Source organism: Phyllobacterium zundukense (assembly GCF_002764115.1).
GTDB lineage: Bacteria > Pseudomonadota > Alphaproteobacteria > Rhizobiales > Rhizobiaceae > Phyllobacterium > Phyllobacterium zundukense.
In genome coordinates, this window is sequence record NZ_CP017941.1 from 437491 (window position 1) to 454063 (window position 16573).

Annotated in this window: 11 protein-coding genes and 1 pseudogene; 6 read left to right on the top strand and 6 right to left on the bottom strand. The window is 59.4% G+C overall.

Features of this window, described 5'->3' with window-relative positions; all coding sequences use genetic code 11:
- Positions 1-401 precede the first annotated feature (401 nt).
- From BLM14_RS22020 to BLM14_RS22035, 4 genes are all read right to left on the bottom strand, one after another.
- A complete protein-coding gene (locus tag BLM14_RS22020) occupies positions 402-701 on the bottom strand; it encodes a putative quinol monooxygenase (protein WP_100001988.1) in 300 nt (99 codons plus the stop codon).
- A gap of 108 nt (positions 702-809) precedes the next feature.
- A complete protein-coding gene (locus tag BLM14_RS22025) occupies positions 810-1610 on the bottom strand; it encodes a type 1 glutamine amidotransferase domain-containing protein (protein WP_100001989.1) in 801 nt (266 codons plus the stop codon).
- A gap of 110 nt (positions 1611-1720) precedes the next feature.
- Positions 1721-2476 carry an alpha/beta fold hydrolase gene (locus tag BLM14_RS22030; protein WP_100001990.1) on the bottom strand — a complete coding sequence of 252 codons (756 nt, stop codon included), beginning with the start codon at positions 2474-2476 and terminating at the stop codon, positions 1721-1723.
- 245 nt (positions 2477-2721) lie between these two features.
- The gene (locus BLM14_RS22035; protein WP_100001991.1) at positions 2722-4305 is read right to left on the bottom strand and encodes an ATP-binding protein; all 1584 of its coding nucleotides are present in this window, start codon (positions 4303-4305) and stop codon (positions 2722-2724) included.
- A 274-nt stretch (positions 4306-4579) separates the two neighbouring features.
- Between BLM14_RS22035 and BLM14_RS22040 the strand changes: the two genes are divergently transcribed.
- Together BLM14_RS22040 and BLM14_RS22045 are read left to right on the top strand one after the other, a co-directional pair.
- Complete coding sequence (locus BLM14_RS22040) at positions 4580-5686, top strand: NADH:flavin oxidoreductase/NADH oxidase (protein ID WP_100001992.1); 1107 nt, start codon at positions 4580-4582, stop codon at positions 5684-5686.
- A gap of 219 nt (positions 5687-5905) precedes the next feature.
- A complete protein-coding gene (locus BLM14_RS22045) occupies positions 5906-8758 on the top strand; it encodes an ATP-binding protein (RefSeq protein ID WP_100001993.1) in 2853 nt (950 codons plus the stop codon).
- A gap of 42 nt (positions 8759-8800) precedes the next feature.
- Here the strand turns inward: BLM14_RS22045 and BLM14_RS22050 are convergent, their stop codons facing one another.
- The gene (locus BLM14_RS22050) at positions 8801-10483 is read right to left on the bottom strand and encodes an FAD-dependent oxidoreductase (protein WP_100001994.1); all 1683 of its coding nucleotides are present in this window, start codon (positions 10481-10483) and stop codon (positions 8801-8803) included.
- Between the two features lie 347 nt (positions 10484-10830).
- On the opposite strand from BLM14_RS22050, the pseudogene BLM14_RS22055 reads away from it, so the two are divergent.
- The 4 genes and pseudogenes from BLM14_RS22055 to BLM14_RS22070 all read left to right on the top strand — a co-directional run bounded on the left by BLM14_RS22055 (position 10831) and on the right by BLM14_RS22070 (position 14468).
- Positions 10831-11252 (top strand): annotated as a pseudogene (locus tag BLM14_RS22055) (GlcG/HbpS family heme-binding protein).
- A 40-nt stretch (positions 11253-11292) separates the two neighbouring features.
- A complete protein-coding gene (locus BLM14_RS22060) occupies positions 11293-12033 on the top strand; it encodes an SDR family oxidoreductase (RefSeq protein ID WP_100001995.1) in 741 nt (246 codons plus the stop codon).
- An 85-nt stretch (positions 12034-12118) separates the two neighbouring features.
- Positions 12119-13489: an NAD-dependent succinate-semialdehyde dehydrogenase gene (locus BLM14_RS22065; protein ID WP_100001996.1), complete on the top strand. Its 1371-nt coding sequence runs from the start codon at positions 12119-12121 to the stop codon at positions 13487-13489.
- 118 nt (positions 13490-13607) lie between these two features.
- Complete coding sequence (locus BLM14_RS22070) at positions 13608-14468, top strand: alpha/beta fold hydrolase (protein ID WP_207795636.1); 861 nt, start codon at positions 13608-13610, stop codon at positions 14466-14468.
- Between the two features lie 90 nt (positions 14469-14558).
- On the opposite strand, the gene nhaA is transcribed toward BLM14_RS22070, so the two are convergent.
- On the bottom strand, positions 14559-16424 hold the full coding sequence (gene nhaA / locus BLM14_RS22075) for a Na+/H+ antiporter NhaA (protein ID WP_100002197.1): 1866 nt from the start codon (positions 16422-16424) through the stop codon (positions 14559-14561).
- Positions 16425-16573: the final 149 nt, after the last annotated feature.

The following is a 16573-nucleotide window of genomic DNA, read 5'->3' on the forward strand; positions in this document are numbered from 1 at the left end:
AATGCGTCCGCTAACAGTCTGTTAACCACACAATTTGAGGAAGAACCCCTTTAAGGGTAAAGCGACATTTGGCGATATTCGTAATTTCTCAGCATCTTTGTACAAACTCACATGTTCAACTCCGCTTTACGTTGCGAATCTGATTGAGCTAGTTGCGCAGCGCAAGGCGACGACAGCAACTACCTCGACGGTTCAGGAAACTAAAACGCCCAGCGTCGATGCCATGGCTGCTTTGCGCCCTCGATTTCGGCCGTAGTGCTGAGCTTGGCCGCTGCCCGAAAGCAGACGTCGCCAGCGATAGGGCCGGACGGCTTGATTACGATTTCTGCGTGTCTGCCTGGCCGTTTGGTATTGCATCCACTGATTCCAAAGGAGACGCCGCTCCTTCAGGCCGGATCGCGCTATACGACTTCCACCGCCTCTAGTATCCACGCTGTTCGCTCGGCGAGTTCGGGGATCTTGGCCAGGTAAGACTGATAGTGGGACGTCATGCGGTGTGCCTCGACGGCGGCGGCGTCCTTATAGAGTTCATCGAGTACATAGCGCTCGCCATGTGTTCGGTCGCGCCAGACATCCCAGCGCAGATTGCCGGGCTCAGCCCGGCAAAGCGGTGCCATACCCACAAGCAATGTTCGTAGCTCTGCGGCCTTGCCAAGGTGGGCAGTGAGGATGGCAGTGATTTTCGTCGGGGTCTGCGTCATTCTAGGACTCCTGCGAATACACGAGGGGAGAACTCGTGGACACGAGTTGCGGAGCTTTGAAGCTGCACTAACGACGCGTCATCGTCTTCAATGCAGCTTCTCATCAGATCAGGCAGAGACCATCGCCCGGTCGAGTGCTTCGACAAGCTTAGCTGCAAGGGGATGATCGGATCGCGGGTTCTGGCCCGTGATGAGCTCTCGGTCCACGATCACATGGGGGGAGAAGTCGACCGGATTCGTCGTGACCTCACCGCCGGCCATCCCCAATGCATCGGGCATTGTGAAATAGAGCTTGCCGTGAAGGACCTTCTCTTCGATTGGTTTCTCCTCGCTCCCGGAGAAAACCGTCATCTTGTAGCTCGCATACTGCCAGCCCTTGGCGAGTTCAGGCGCCTTGGAGACGTCTCCGGCAATCAATGCAGCCCGATACTCTTTTGCGCGCGGCAATGCGGCGAGAGAGGCTATGGGGCCGTGGCAAAGTAAGGCCGTCGGTTTTTGACGGGAATGAAAGTGGCGCAGGATCTCTCCGAGGTCTGCGTCCTGCATAAGATCGACCACCGGGGCTTGACCGCCTGGCACGAAGACGCCCGCATAGTCATCGAGACCGCCCACTATTACCGATCGCAATGTCCTGACGTCGTTCATCGCCGGATAGTCGTCGAAGAAAGCCCGGCCGCGCCTATAAGCCGCTTCGTTGCCGTCGAAATGCTGCGCAACGTCAGACACGGGGTCTATGTGCGGCTTTGTGCCGTTGGGCGTGGCCAACTCGATCTCGTATCCCGCGTCAACAAGTGCCATGGCTGGTACCACTGTTTCGTTGAGATATTGGCCGGTCGGACCCGTTTCGCCCCCCTGAATTTCAATCCGGGTAGCATTTGACCCGACGATCAGAACTTTTCCCTTGCTCATAGTATGCTCCTCACTCGATGTGAATTGGGGCGGCGCAGTCCGGTGGGGTCACGATGTCAGACCCCACCAAGAGTTATTCCCTAAGGAGAGACGTCCTCGTCCTGCCCCATCTATCGGGCCGCCCTCACAATGATCTCCGCAACGGCTTCGGGATGAGACAGCATTGCGACATGGCCGGACGGTACTTCAACCATTTCAGCGTTCGCGGACTTCACCTGGTCCCTCTGCAACGCGGGGGAGATGATCTGGTCGTCCGTCGCCACAACCATGAAAGTCGGTTTGTCGCGCCAGGCGGGATGCTTGACGGGCGCGGTGGTGGCGCGCACGTGGAATCGGCCTTGTACGACTGCAACAAGCTCCTTTTCCTGCGGGGACAGGCCCGCCGCAAAGTACTTCGAAATGCCGTCATCGGTAATCTTGAGGTACCCATCCTCGTCCTTGACGTAAGTCGTCCGGCTTTCCTGCTCCGGATACTTGGAGGCAACATCGACCAGGGATTGCCCAGCATCAGGAGCGTAGGCAGCCACATAGACCAATGATTTGACCTTCGGGTCACTACCCGCCTCCGTGATGACGACGCCGCCCCACGAATGACCGACGAGCACGACGGGGCCTTCGGCATCGCGGATTGCGCGCTTGGTGAAAGCCACGTCGCCCTCCAGGGACTCCAACGGATTCTGGACGGCGATCACGTTCAACCCGGCATCTTGCAAGGGTGGGATGACCTTCTGCCAGGACGAACCGTCTGCGAACGCGCCGTGAACAAGGACGACGGTCTTGGCCTGGGGATCGGCCGCGATTGCGAAAGAGGAGGTGGATGCGAGAGCCACCAAGACGGAACAGATAGCTCGAAAGATTCTGGACATGCGATGCCCTCCGATGAACGATCCCTGTATACTCATCCGGCCAGCCCACCCACGCACGTTAATTGTCGCTAAATTCCGCGATTGTGACGGGGCGGCGACTGTGAAGCCAAGTGCTATCCGGCTTTCCGTTCAGAGCCGTTTGTACCGGGAACCGGGCCAGTCTGTGGAATGTCGGAAAGCCGCACCGGACGGGGAATATTCGCCAATCAATCGCCGATCGGTCTCGGTGGAATCAGTGTACCCCTTCAGCCTCCCCCGGCGTTCGAAGTCGTGAGCAAGCTCAAGATGTCGGGATCTGCGTCGACAGTCCCGCTATCCGAGGAGAAAGCCGTGTTCGGACCGCACGGTAGAGGACACTGGGCACGATATGGAGCCTGCCGCTGTTCGACAAGCGGGCGCTCTCCGAAAGCAATGAGTTTGAACGCCGCATATGTCTTGGCGATGCCCGACAGTTTGAGTTGTGCAGGTCCTGTTCCCGGATGAAGTGAAAGGAGGGACTTGTCGATAAGATTGCCGATGGATTCGATGATATGTGCTTGCTCGAGGTCGTCGTCTTCCATCATTACGACGGCAGATTCCAGCGAGAACTCACCCGGGAATACCGACAGCCTCCTGAACACTCGTTGGTCCGTCTCAGACAGAAGCGCGTAGCTCCAATCCATCATCGCTTCCGCTGTCTGGTGGCGCGGGGCGGCGTACCGACTACCTCTCCATCGCAAGGCGAGTTGGTTGTCCAACAACTCCGCGATCCGGTCGAGGCCATATGGTTCCATGCGGCTCGCCACCAGTTCGATCGCAAGCGGATTGCCGTCCAGTCTCCTGCAAATGGCGGCGATTGTCGCTGCCTGTTCGTCGACGAATGACTCCAGATGGCCGCTATCAACCGCACGCTCTACGAAAAGCTGGACTGCGGGCCAGAGTAACGCCTGTGCCGTTGTCAAGTGTCCTGTGTGCGGAGGAACGCCAAGCGGGCGGAGAATGTGGACGGCCTCGCCGGGCAAGCGGAGGGCTTCGCGACTCGTGGCGAGAATATGCACCCTGGCCGTCCGCTCAAGAAGCAAACCGACGATATCAGCCGCGGCGTCGATAACATGCTCGCAATTGTCCAGGATCAATAGGGCGCATCGTGAGGACAGGTGGCCGATGACGTCCAAAATAACATCACTTTCCGAAAGGGCGATATCCAGGGCCGCGGCAATCGCTCTCGGTACAGCCGCTTCGTCGCGAACGGTGCTGAGGTCGATAAAATGCGCATGCTCGAACATGGGCAGGGCGTGGGCCACCAAAATGGACAGGGTCGTCTTTCCGATCCCTCCCGCGCCCACAATCGTAACGAAACGGCGTTCAGAAACCATCTGCGAAAGTTTGGCTATGCTCTCGTCCCGGCCTATGGGATGGCTCAGGCGAGGTGGGAATTTCTTTGCAGTGCAACGACCCGTGCAGGATGACTGACCGTAGTTCAATGGCAGATGCCAGGCCTGCGGCGACTCAGGTGCCTCATTCCATGTGACCGGGGCGACGAAGCTGTAGCCGCGACCCGCTACGCTAACGATGTAGCGATCGCCGTTTTCGCCACAGCCGATCTCGCGCCTCAGATGTGTCATCTGCACTCTTATGTTGGAGGCTTCCACATTGAGGCCAGGCCACGCGAACGCCATGAGTTCCTTGTGGGAAAGGACCTGTCCATGGCTCTGGACGAGAGCGACCAGCATGTCGAAGGCACGGCTGCCTATCGCAAGCAGCTCGTCGCCTCGATGGAGCACCCTTGCGGCCGGGTTCAACTGGTATGGCCCAAAGCCGAAAAAACCGTTTGTCGCGTGATATCCCATTTCGGTTGCCCTCAATGGCCCTGTCGTTGAGCGGTGAATCCACATAAGCCCATTTTTGATATTACCGGACCTTGCTCTCTGCGGAGGTTAAATCCGGTAAAAAATGGGGGTGGGATCCGCTTGCCGCAGCATCAGCCTTGCGCTGGCGGCCGAGATTTCACTCGCTTTGACCACATTTTACGCACGGCCGAGGTACTTTCGGCTTAGATATCAATTCGCCGCCATTGCTGGTGCGAAGTCTCCGAAGCTGATCGAAGGGCATGGAGTGAAGTGAATGTCCACCGCGGTTCTCTTCCAACCCATCAGAATACGAGGATTAAATCTCCTCAACCGCATCGTGATCGCGCCTATGTGCCAGTACTCTGCTGAAGACGGCTGTATGAACGAGTGGCATCTCATTCACCTCGGAAAGCTCGCATTATCTGGAGCGGCTTTGCTGACCATTGAGGCGACGGCGGTCGTGCCGGAGGGGCGTATCACTTATGCTGACGTCGGGTTGTGGAACGAGCGGTGCTATGCGGCGATGGGACTTGTTCTTGAGAGCATACGTCGCTGGACGGACATGCCGATCGGGATACAGCTCAGCCATGCCGGCCGGAAGGCATCGACTGAAGTTCCCTGGAAAGGTGGAGGACAGATACCACCGACCGAGGCACTGGGCTGGCAGACCGTTGCTCCGTCGGAGCTTAGGTACAGTAAAGGGATGTTCCCCCCCGAATCCTTGGACAAGGAGGGTTTGAAGCGTGTTCGTGATGCATTCGCGACCGCCGCAAGACGCACCGCCAAGCTTGGCTTGGATTTGGTGCAGGTCCATGCCGCTCACGGATATCTCCTCCACCAGTTCCTCTCCCCGTTGAGCAATCGCCGTGGCGATGAGTACGGAGGATCCCTGGCTAATCGGATGCGTTTTCCCCTTGAAGTATTTGATGCCGTCCGCTCGGAGGTGCCTGCCGAGATGCCGGTCTCGATCAGGGTGTCCGCCACGGATTGGGTTGATGGAGGCTGGGACCTGGAGCAGACACTTCAATTCGCTGCGGAACTGCAGCGGCGCGGTTGCGACGCCATACACGTCTCCAGCGGCGGCTTGCACCCTGGTCAGTGCATCCCGGTCGGACCAGGATATCAGGTCCCGTTTGCCCGTACTGTCAAGAAAGAGGTCAAGATGCCGGTCGTCGCCGTTGGACTTATAACAGGCTTCGATCAGGCCGAAGCTATTGTTGGAACGGGCGACGCCGACATGGTGGCGCTCGGTAGGACAATCATCTTCGACCCGAACTGGCCATGGCATGCCGCAGCGGAGCTTGGCGGCAAGGTGCGCGTTCCTGCGCAATATCTGCGCTCCCAACCCAGCCGTTTCAGAGACCTGTTCGCGAACGAGTAATCTGCGGCGCCTTAGGGACGTCGGTCGACGTAATGCGCATTCTTCTGGGCGATGTTTGTCGGCAGGCGATGGCTGTGACATACTAAATGGAACTTGGGGTACGTCCGTTCAATTTTGGCGTCGATGACACGCCCCTAAGTGCTCATCTGAAATTGCCGCAACCACCAGCCTGATTGACCTGGCTGCCGTTGTGAGCCGATCATGCGCGACGGGAGAACAATGGCTTCGACGGAGCCGGACAAAATAGTCGCATTTGGCCCCTTTCGTCTCCACGGGGAGCATCGCCGCTTGTTTTGCGGTACCGAAGAGGTTCAGCTTGGCGGTCGCGCCATGGAGATGCTCGCGACGCTGGCCCGGAACAAGGGCGAAGTTGTCAGTAAGGAAGAGCTCTACAACGCGGCGTGGCCCGGCATCTTCGTACATGAAGCCAATCTGAAAGTGACAATCGCTTCGCTCAGGCGGGCACTTAAGGAATATTCTCCCGGAGGTGACTACATCCGCACCTTCGTGGGCCGCGGCTATTGGCTGAGCGATCAGGTAGATGTTGGAGACATGCCGCGCATCGCGGATCTGCCTGTCGTGGCAAATACACGCTTTCCCGAATTGGGCACCGTTGTCGGGCGGGATGCCGAAATCGCTGAACTGCGAGGCAGGATCACTGCCAACCGACTGACGACGATCGTCGGTCCCGGGGGCATTGGTAAGACAACAGTTGCAATCGCGACGGTGCAACCACTGGAAGACGATGAGGGAGGCCTCGTCACCTTCATCGATCTCGCTCGGGCGGCAAGCGAGGAATTCGTCATCCCTTCAATTGCTACGGCGCTCGGCATCAGTTCAGGTAGTCAGGATCGGCTCGAGGCGATCTCATCGATCCTCGCTCGAAGGAAGACCCTGCTTCTATTGGATACGTGTGAGCATGTACTCAATGCCGTCGCGCATCTTTGCGATGTCATCCTCGCGAACACTAGGGATGTCAAGATCGTCGCGACCAGCCGGCAAGTTCTCCGTGCGAAGCGAGAGGAGGTGTTCTGGCTCGCTCCGCTGGAAGTTCCTCCGCCTCGCCGCACCTACACAGCGGAACAAGTTCTTCGCTACTCTGCAGCCCAACTTCTCATCGAACGAGCGTCCGAGAAGGGGAAATACACATTGGAGGATGGAGATGCCTCTGCAGTCGCCGAGATATGCAGACGGCTCGACGGGTCGCCTCTCGCTATCGAGCTAATTTCGTCCCGGCTGACAAGCCTAAGTGCTCCGGAAGTACTCGGTGAGCTTGGCGACCAGTTCAACACACTGGTTGACCGTGACCAGGAGGGACCGCCTCGCCAACAAACCCTGCTCGCGACCATGCAGTGGAGCTACGAGCTGCTCACAAACAGCGAGGCGGCCGTTTTGCGCGCCATATCGATCTTCATGGGTACGTTCGATTTGGATGCGGTTGTCAGTGTTGTCGCTCATCACCGCCTAGATCCGACCGACGTTTTTGATGCCGTCGCCGGGCTCCGTGCCAAGTCGATGCTGAGCATCGAGCAGATAGCAGGCGAAATGCGATACCGCCTTCTCGACAGTACTCGCGCGTTCGCAGGGAATCTGCTGGAAACCTCCGGGGAAATGCCCGCTGTGTCGGGGGCCTATGCTCGCCTCATGCTGGGAATCTTCGCCCGAGCGAACGCCGATCAGTCAAGACTTCCAGCGCGACAATGGTATGCGGCCTACGCCAGTCATGCGGACGATTTGCGTCGGGCCATTGGCTGGGCGCTCTTTCGTCACGGAGATCCGCTCCTCGGCATGCAACTGGTCGCATCCGGCATACCACTATGGCATGAGTTGTCGTTGAGCGAAGAGGCCCGGAGGAACTGCGAACATGCGCTCGCCGAGTTTGATCGCACGGGCTGCGCCGACATGTCGTTGAAACTCAAGCTGGTCGTGGGGCTTGCGGCCGTAAACAGCTACCTGTCAGCCGATGCTGGGGAAGCCATCAAGACCATTGAAACTGCAATCAGGCTTTCGCGTCTGATCGGTGATACCAATGCCGAGTGCCAGGCGCTGGGCGCTCTGGCGAGATATCGGCTGCTGCCTGGCAACCAGACAGAGGTCCGGAAAATTCTCAAGGAGTTGAAGCGCGTCGCAACGCACTCGAAAAATCGCCCGGCACAGTGGGAGCATGAGATTCTTCTTACAGAATTGGAAATCATTCACTGCCAATACCCACCCGCGATCGCCAGGATGGAGCGGTTGAGCCAGGAGGTGCGGCGCTTTCCCGATGGGACTGCTTCTCGCTTCGATCTCGACCCAAAAATTAGGAGCGAAACGACGCTGGGCGCACTCCAGTGGTTGGGCTCTGTCAGACCCGGAACGGGGCTGAACACAGTAAAGATTTGCGCACGCGAAGCCTTGGAACTCCATCATGGTTGGACCCTCATCTCGTGCTACACCCACGGGGGGCTTTTTACTCTAAGTGAATGTCAGGAATGGCCTCTGGCTACGCAGTACGTCGAGCAACTGAAGGATACGATTTATCGCCACGGGATGCCGACGTGGATCCCCGTCGCGAACTGCTACGCCGAAGCACTATACGTACTTTCCGGAGCACGACATGATCCCGATGGGCCTTTGTCGGCGTTCGACGAACTTCGTACCGGCTTACGGCAGTTGGGACGGCATGCGTATTATGCGCTCCTGATACGCGCCCTCTATGCAATCGGACACGTTGATGAGGGCGTACGGATTCTCGACTATTTGTTCGAGATAGGACCCCAGCGCTCGATGGTGCCCGAATTGTTGCGCCTAAGGGCTGTCAAGGAACGATCGCTTGGGCGCGACGACGACGCGCTTTGCACCCTTCGGCAATCGGTCCAGGCCGCGGAGGACAACGGTGCGTGGGGATGGCACATTCGCAGTGCAACCGACCTAGCAGTTCTGCTCAGAGACCGTTTGCAGATTGATGACGCCAAGAGCGTCATCGAGCCCGTATACGGCCGGTTCATCGATGGTTTCGATACTCCCGACTTGCAGAGAGCCGGAGATATTCTGTCGGAGTTGCGGGGTTTTGGACGAGTCCCCGGCTCGTAGTTGCAATGTGCATCCTCAAACGGCCGCCAACCTCCCCGTGGCTTAGAGGCCGATCGGATTGTTCGCCAGCCAACCGTGGATCGAGTGGACCACGACTGATCCCTCGCCGACGCTGGAGGCAACGCGCTTGACGGATCTGGCACGGACGTCGCCAACCGCGAATATCCCTGGGACGCTGGTTGCATAGGGCGAACCATTCGGGGCACCAGCATGGTCGTAGCCGGCCAGGATGAAACCGCGATCATCGAGTTCGACGCAACCGTTGAGCCAGTCAGTGTTCGGAACAGCCCCGATCATGAGAAAGAGGTTCGATATCGCATGTTCGAATTCATCCTCCCCGCGTTGTCGCCATTTCACCGATGAAAGGTAGTTCTCGCCGACAAGCGAGGTGATCTCGCTGCGGGCATGCAGGGTGATCCGCGGGGACTGCACGATGCGGCCGACCAGATAGTCTGACATGGTCGCCGAAAGACCATCGGCCCGGACGAGGAGATGGACGCGCCGGGCTCGCGAGGACAGGAAGATCGCTGCTTGCCCAGCGGAGTTTCCGCCGCCCACCACCGCGACATCGGCGCCTTCACAAAGCTGCGCCTCGATCGAGGTGGCTGCGTAATGAATTCCCTTGCCTTCGAAATGCTCGGCCTCTGCTATGTCCAGTCTTCGATACCGTGCGCCGGTCGCAACGACGACGGATCGGCCAAGCACCACATTGCCGCCTTCCAGATGCACCGCAAACGGATAGCAGGCGCACTCCAGGCGCCCGGCAGCATCAGCGACGGCAAACCGCGCGCCGAACCTTTGCGCCTGTATCTGCGCTCGCCGGGCAAGATCCTGTCCCGAGATACCCATCGGAAATCCGAGGTAGTTCTCGATCCGTGAACTCGTGCCTGCCTGGCCGCCCGGCCCGACCGCCTCGACGACCAGCGTGTCCAGACCCTCGGATGCGGCATAGACCGCGGCGGCGAGACCGGACGGCCCCGCGCCGACGACAACTGCATCGTACACATGCGTAGGATCCAGCCGCTCCGTGATGCCGAGCGCCTCAGCAAGGTCGCGATTGGCAGGCCGGCTAAGTACCCTGGCTCCGTTGAGGACAACGATCGGCAGGCTGTCGGCGTCGGCATGGAAGGTGGCCATGGCCACGCGCGCGTCGTCGTCGAAATCGGTGTCGAGGCAGCGATAAGGATAGCCGTTCCTCTCCAGAAACGTCTGGATGCGGACCGTGTCGCCGGCGCGGCAACTTCCCACCACGACGGTGCCGCCCTCGGCATGTTCGAGCAGCCTAGCCCGCCTGAGAATGAACGAGCGCAGGATGATTTCGCCGATATCCGGTTCGGCGGTGACCAGCCTCAGCAGCGCGGGGCGGGAAAGACGGATGACGGAGGTGGGAACGACAGCTTTCCCGCAGACAATGACTGCTCGCCCACTCAGGTGATGCAATTCCCCGGTGAACTGGTTTTCGCGGTGCGTGGCGATAAGCGCATGCCCGCCATGCCCGTCGCTCTCGAACACATCGACGGATCCGCTGAGAATGACAAAGAAGTCTACCTCGCGATCGCCCACTTCGTACAGGTACGCGCCGCCATCGAACCGATCCTTCTGCCCGAACGGGGCGATGCGCGCCACCATATCGGGAGTGAGGCGGGGAAATGCCTCCCCGGGGATTTCACGCAGCTCAACGGAAGTCGGGCTACTGAGCGTGCTGAAGTCGCCTCTATCGGCCATTGGAGTAACCTCGATCCGTCCCACGCTGTGACGCGCAGGAAAAGAGTGTAGCCGGGCCGGCTCACTGTAGCCTGTTAAGCAGCGCTTATCATCGCGAATTTCCGGGAACAGGGATACGCCTCTGGCATCTGCGGAAACGACAGTAAGACGGCCTCGGTTGGACAAGCGGGTTCGATGATATGCCAGATTTCTCGCGCATTGGCGGCATTTAGCGCGCGTCACCGAGACCAGATGCTAGCCTCTATCCAATTCAAACGACGAACCAGCATCGTGCGGCGCTCCTGCCTGCCCCGTGGGTACGAACGATCGCTCGACGATGCGCTGCCATCGAGTTTCGAGGATCCAAGATGACCAGGCTTGTCGCTACACTCACTCTCGACGACGCCAAACTGATGCTATCAGCGGCGGAAGCAAAGGCTGCGGAGTTTGGCATCGCCTACAATGTTGCCGTGGTCGATGCCGGAGGACATCTGGTGGCCTTCGTTCGGCAGGACGATGCGCTGATCGGCAGCATCGACTTGGCTATCAAGAAGGCTGTCACCGCGCGTCTCTTCGACAAGAAGCGGACTACTTAGCAACACTGGCACAACCCGGCGAGCCGCTCTTCGGCATCGACCAGAGCAATGACGGCAACGTTATCATCTTCGGCGGCGGGCTCCCTGTCGCCCAAGAGGGACGATTGATCGGCGCGGTCGGGGCAAGCGCCGGGTCGGTGGAGCAGGACATAGCAGTGGCTCAAGCCGCCGTGTCCGCGATGGACCATCTCTAGCGCACACACAGAGCGACAGTTCAGCAAAGGAGCAAAAAAGATGACGACCAATATCGAAGGGAAAGTCGTTTTGATCACCGGCGGCGGCACCGGCCTTGGCGCAGAGACCGCCCAGATGCTTGCCTCGAAAGGAGCAAAAATTGCGGTCGCCGCACGGCGGCGCGGCAAACTCGACGAAGTCGCGTCCAGGATTTCCTCCTCCGGCGGGAAGGCAAAGGGCTATGAGCTGGATGTGGCCAACAAGGACCAGTTCAAATCGGTCGTGGATGCGGTGGCGTCCGATTTTGGAAGACTGGACGTCCTGATCAACAATGCCGGGCTGATGCCGATCCGCCCCATGGCGGAAGTGAACACCGACGAATGGGATGCGATGATCGACGTCAACCTCAGGGGTACCCTGTACGGTATCGCCGCAGTCCTGCCGATGTTCATCAAACAGGAAGCGGGCCACATCATCAACATCAGCTCCGTCGCGGGCGTCAAGGTCTTCGCACCGGGCGGCACGGTCTACTCTGGCACCAAGTTCGCCGTCAGGGCGATCTCAGAGGGGCTGCGCCAGGAGGTCGGAAGCAAGATCAGGGTGACATCAATCGAACCGGGTGCCGTCGAGAGCGATCTCAAGCACACGACCAGTGGAACATCACAGGGCGCGGTCATGGAATTCTACAAGTCGGCGATCCCCGCCAGTTCCATTGCCAGGGCAATCACCTTCGCAATCGAGCAACCCGCCGACGTGGACATCAACGAGATCGTGCTGCGTCCGACGGCACAGGAATTTTGATCGACGGATCGGATCCGGCTGCGCGAGCGCGCGTTGAATATTCCCAAGACCGTTTCCGGCCCTGACCTCGAAAGGAGACTATGAGATGGCTTATCAGAGCGTAAACCCGGCAACGGGCAAGGTCCTCAAGACATTCAATAACCATAGCGATGACGAGATCGAGAGGGCGCTCAATCTAGCCCATTCCCTCTACAAGTCGCCGTGGTGCAAGGGCGACAGAGGTCCTCGACTAGAGGTTCTGAACCGCTTTTCCAAACTGGCGCATGAGCGCCTGGAGGAACTGGCGCGCATACTCACCCTGGAAATGGGAAAGCGGATCAACGAAGCGCGCACCGAGGTGCGGATCACCGCCGATATCGCCCAGTACTATGCCGAAAACGCCGAGTCCCTTCTCGCCCGTGAGAAGGTGGCGACGTCGAAGGGCGACGCTTGGCTGGAATATCATCCGATCGGTGTCGTAGTCGCTGTCGAGCCCTGGAATTTTCCCTTCTACCAGTTGATCCGAGTGGCCGGTCCCAATCTCGCGATCGGCAATCCTGTACTGGCGAAACACGCCAGCATGGTACCGCAGGCTGCGGTCGCGTTCGAAGAACTTCTCACCGAAGCCGGCGTACCGGAAGGCGCATGGAAGAACATCTTCGCGACAGGCGACCAGGTTTCAAAACTGATTGCTGACGACCGGGTTCAAGGCGTGGCTCTCACCGGCTCTGAGGGCGCAGGCAGCATCGTGGCGGCCAACGCGGGCAAGAACCTCAAGAAGTCCGTGATGGAACTCGGCGGCAGCGACGTGTTCGTCGTCCTCGACGACGCCGACGTGGACAAGGCCGTCGCCGCCGGCGTCGAGGCCAGGCTGCGCGGCTGCGGTCAGGTCTGCAATGGTGCGAAACGCTTCCTCATCCATGAGAAGATCGCCGACGAATTCGTCAATAAGCTCGCGGAGAAGTTCACGAGCACCAAGATCGGCGACCCCATGGATGAGACCGTCGGACTCGGGCCGATGTCTTCGATCGGAGCTCGCGACGATATTGCTGGGCAGGTCGAGCGCGCCGTCAAGGCCGGGGCCAGGGTCTTGGTCGGCGGGTCAGTGGTCGAGGGGCCGGGCGCGTATTATCAGCCAACGATCCTCACCCATGTGACAAGGGACAACCCGGCGTACTTCGAGGAGTTCTTCGGTCCCGTCGCGCAGGTGCACGTGATCAAGAGCGATGACGACGTGGTCAGGATCGCGAACGACTCGAACTTCGGGCTTTCCGGGGCGATCTTCACGGCGGACGTCGATCGCGCCAAGTCCCTCGCTTCGCAGGTGGAAACAGGCTCAGTCTGGATCAATACGTCCTCCTTCACCGGACCGGAGCTTCCATTCGGCGGGGTCAAGAAATCCGGCTACGGTCGCGAACTCGCGGGCGCCGGCATCAAAGAACTGGTGAACCAGAAGATGGTGCTCGTCGCGCACTGAGGCCGAGCGCATCACATTCAGGCACCACTGTCACGATGGGCCGCAGCCGGCCCATCGCACTCTGAGTGAGCAGTCAAAACCGAAGGAGCAGACTATGGCCCTCATACGATATCGGACCATGAACACCGCGGCAGCGGAGATCTTCTATCGTGAGACCGTGCCTGAGGTTGTGGAAGGGCGGCCACCGATCTTGCTCCTGCACGGGTTCCCATCCTCCTCGCACCAGTACAGCGGTTTGATGCACCGGCTGGGGAGGGAATTCCACATGATCGCCCCTGACTATCCGGGCTTCGGCCAAAGCCGTGACGTGTCGCCCCCCGGCGCCTTCGTGTACAGCTTCGAGAACATCTCGCGTACCATCGAGGAGTTCATCGACAAGCTCAGTCTTGAACGGTTCGTCCTCTATGTCTTCGATTTCGGGGCGCCGGTCGGGTTCAGGATTGCCGCCCGCAGGCCGGATCTAATTGCCGGCGTCATTATACAGAACGCCAATGCCTACGAGGCAGGCCTGTCGGATGCGGCAAGGCGTCTTGTTTCAATCCCGCGACATGACGAGGCGGGGCTCAAGGAGTTGGATGGGCTTCTGACGCTCGAGGGAACCAAGTTCCAATATTTCACGGGTGTGGCGGACCCCGAGAGCATTTCCCCCGACGGCTACACCCTGGATCAGCTCTATCTGGATCTGCCCGGTCGGAAGGCGCACCTGATCGACCTCCTGCTGGACTACAAGTCCAATGTCGACGCCTATCCGGTGTGGCAGGAATGGCTCTGGCAAGCGTCGCTACCCGCCCAGATCCTCTGGGGGCGCAACGACCCGTTTTTCGTGGAAGCCGGTGCCCGCGCCTACCTGACCGATTTGCCAAATGCGGAGCTGCACCTCTTCGACACCGGGCATTTCGCCCTGGAGGAGCGCCTGGATGCGATCGCACCCCTCGTGGCGGGCTTCGTCAACCGCCTGCCCAAGTTTGTCACCTCATGATCTCCAACGCCTTTTCCGTGTCCGCCCGATTGCCGTTCGAGGTTTCTCTCGCGGACCCAGGGAATTGGAGCGCATTGTCCAAGACGTGGCTTATAGCCTTATCCCTGATGGTGTGGGTTCTGCAGCGCGATTGGTCGAATGCTTTCCGGCTGTCAGAAGCAGGAGCGCGCCAGCCATCGCGGAAAGGATGGACGCCAGGAAGACGGCGATCTTCGCCGCAGCGAAATCCGTTGTCTCCGTGAACGCTTGCCCGGCGATGAAAAGGGACATCGTAAATCCTATCCCCGCGAGCGCGGCTGCCCCGAGCAGTTGCTGCCAGGAATATGCTTCCGGCTTGGTTGTGATGCCCAATCGAACGGCGATTGCGCAGGCCGCCATGATTCCGACAGGCTTTCCCACAAACAGGCCTGCCACGATCGCCAGCATCAATGGCTCGTGACCTGACCAGACCGCAGGTGTGATCTCGACACCTGCGTTCGCGAGCGCGAAGAGCGGCAGGATGAGATAGCTCGATCGCGTTCCCGCGTACCGAAGCAACCGATCTGCGGGTGATTCAATTCGATCATGTATGGCGTCAAGCGCTCTCAGTGCGGGAAGCGAAGGGCCACGCCTCAGGACATCTCCACGCTGCGCCTCTGCCGCGATGATCGTGTCGGCTTGGCCGATGAGCGCCCTGAGGTTCGCCGGAGCCCGCGTCGGGATCAGAAGGGCGAGCACGATACCGGCGAGTGAGGCGTGGAAGCCGCTGGCATAGACGCATGCCCATAGTGTCACGCCTAGGAGCAGGTACATGGACACTCGATAGACATGCGCTCGATTGAAAAACCAAAGAAGGAGCCCGAGGGCGACTGAGGCCGCCGCGTAGAGCAGGTTGAGTTCCTCCGAGTAGAAGAGAGCCACGATCGCGATCGAACCGATGTCGTCCACAATGGCAGCGGCTGTCAGAAAAATTCTGAGCTCGACCGGCACCCGGCGGCCCATCATGGCGATGATAGCCACCGCGAAAGCGGTGTCCGTCGCCATTGGGATACCCCAGCCGTGCTCCCAAGGCCCGCTCGGTATCAGCAGCCAGTACATCAGCGCCGGAGCGAGCATGCCGCCAATCGCCGCGGCAATCGGCAAGATCGCGGTGGCGGTGGTCGCCAGGCGTCCGACGGTCATCTCGCGCTTGATCTCGAGACCGACTACGAGGAAGAAAACCGTCAGGAGGCCATCATTGATCCAGTGGCGCAGCGACATCCCGAATGCTTCGGTTCCGATGAGGAATCCCACATTCTCATGCATCAGCCGTTCGAATTCGTCGTGGACCCGCAAGTTGCTGAGAAGGACTGCCACAATGGTTGCGAGCAGCAAAAGCACGCCTGCCGACGGCCCCCAGGCCGCGAAGTCCAAAGCGGCCGATTGCATGCGGTGACCGAGGCGTCCAAGCATCGCGTCCGTTAATGAGCTTTCGTCCCATGGTCCATCGTAGCGGCGGTCATTGATGAAGAAGGTTGGCGTGAAGCGAACGCCGCTGGCTTGAGCGCTTCGGATATCGGCATCGATTCTTGTCTTCGCCTTCTCAGCCACAACATCGGCCTGCTGCGGTTCCTCGTTTTCCAGTCCAATTTCCCTCGTGACAACGGTGATATCTTCCTCCGTCAGTTGAGCAGACCGCGTCATCAGCCTCATGTGGACTTTCCAGAATTCCTCGTTGCTATGGGCGCTCTCGGCCAGTTCTGCAGCTCTCCGTGCAATCTCGCTGCCTGGTATCGGAAGGTGGCGAAAGACATAGCGAAGGCGATCTCCGAGATGGCTGCGGACGCGTGCAATCTCTTCATTTGCGGCCCTGCAGTGGGAGCAGACGTAGCTGCCGTATTCGACCAGCGTGATTTCGGCACTCGCATCGCCGAGAATATGGTCTAGACGCCCGTCGACGGGGCGATCGAGTCTGCCCGGAGGCTCCAAGTGGGTCATGGCCTGGTCCACCTCATCTCAGGTTGCGCCCCTAATCGCCATCAAGTTCATTCGATAGTCGGCCAATCGAATTATGCCGCTACCGCGCACTTTACTGCTGCCTGGCAATGGGCGTTGTTAAATGAGGTTAAGTTCAGGAAAAGTGTGTG

Bases quoted from the DNA above. Each gene is read 5' to 3' on its own strand.
- BLM14_RS22020 (WP_100001988.1), bottom strand. From the start codon at position 701: ATGACGCAGACCCCGACGAAAATCACTGCCATCCTCACTGCCCACCTT.
- BLM14_RS22025 (WP_100001989.1), bottom strand. From the start codon at position 1,610: ATGAGCAAGGGAAAAGTTCTGATCGTCGGGTCAAATGCTACCCGGATT.
- BLM14_RS22030 (WP_100001990.1), bottom strand. From the start codon at position 2,476: ATGTCCAGAATCTTTCGAGCTATCTGTTCCGTCTTGGTGGCTCTCGCA.
- BLM14_RS22035 (WP_100001991.1), bottom strand. From the start codon at position 4,305: ATGGGATATCACGCGACAAACGGTTTTTTCGGCTTTGGGCCATACCAG.
- BLM14_RS22040 (WP_100001992.1), top strand. From the start codon at position 4,580: ATGTCCACCGCGGTTCTCTTCCAACCCATCAGAATACGAGGATTAAAT.
- BLM14_RS22045 (WP_100001993.1), top strand. From the start codon at position 5,906: ATGGCTTCGACGGAGCCGGACAAAATAGTCGCATTTGGCCCCTTTCGT.
- BLM14_RS22050 (WP_100001994.1), bottom strand. From the start codon at position 10,483: ATGGCCGATAGAGGCGACTTCAGCACGCTCAGTAGCCCGACTTCCGTT.
- BLM14_RS22060 (WP_100001995.1), top strand. From the start codon at position 11,293: ATGACGACCAATATCGAAGGGAAAGTCGTTTTGATCACCGGCGGCGGC.
- BLM14_RS22065 (WP_100001996.1), top strand. From the start codon at position 12,119: ATGGCTTATCAGAGCGTAAACCCGGCAACGGGCAAGGTCCTCAAGACA.
- BLM14_RS22070 (WP_207795636.1), top strand. From the start codon at position 13,608: ATGAACACCGCGGCAGCGGAGATCTTCTATCGTGAGACCGTGCCTGAG.
- nhaA (WP_100002197.1), bottom strand. From the start codon at position 16,424: ATGACCCACTTGGAGCCTCCGGGCAGACTCGATCGCCCCGTCGACGGG.